Source organism: Micrococcus sp. LASM2_SD2, from assembly GCF_057364565.1.
The window spans coordinates 1-769 of the sequence record NZ_JBNFOB010000448.1; the positions used below are offsets into that span (position 1 = coordinate 1).

Annotated in this window: 1 pseudogene; it reads left to right on the top strand. The window is 74.5% G+C overall.

The window, feature by feature from the left end:
* A pseudogene (locus AC2W7A_RS13040) lies at nt 1-362 on the top strand (DUF3618 domain-containing protein); the annotation flags it as partial.
* Nucleotides 363-769: the final 407 nt, after the last annotated feature.

Consider the following 769-nt stretch of genomic DNA (forward strand, 5'->3'; position numbering starts at 1 on the left):
GTGCAGCCACGCCCCCCGCCGAGATCCGCCGCCGCACCCGCGGCAACCCGCTGGCCGCCGGCCTCGTGGCCTTCGGCGCCGGCATGCTCCTGGGCTCCCTCGCCCCGAGCAGCCGCGCCGAGCAGCACGCTGCGCACCAGGTGAAGAAGTCCGCCGCCCCGCTGGTGGACGAGGCCAAGTCCGCCGCCATGGACATGCGCGAGCAGCTCGAGCCGGAGGTCCGCGAGGCCGCCGACTCCGTGAAGCAGACCGCTGTGGAGGGCGGAGAGCACCTCAAGGAGCAGGGCGGCGAGGCCGCCGGCGAGCTCAAGGACCAGGGTCAGCAGTCCGCCGGCCACATGAAGGACCAGTCGAAGAACTGACCTGACCTGACGGTCCGGACGGCATCGTCGGGTCCTCCCGGACCGACGTGGCGCCACGCCACGGCCCCTCGCCCTGTGCACGCAGGGCGAGGGGCCGTCGTCGTGGAAGGGCGGACGGGCACTGGCCTGTGCAGGGCACGGTCCCCACTGTGTCCCGGTCACCCGACGTTCACCGACTGGCCGTGCAGGGGACTCCGGACCGTGGGGCGGACGTCGTCCTCGTGCGGGGTGATGGAGGCGAGGGTGCGCCGTCACATCCCCTGAACGCACCAGACCCGAGAGGACCCTCCCATGCCTCAGTCCACCTCCGCCCGCGTCCTGCGCCGGACCGCCGTCGCCGCCGCGGCCCTCGCCGTGGCTGCCCCGATGTCCGTCCCGACGGCGGTCGCGGCTCCCGCCTCCGCCGC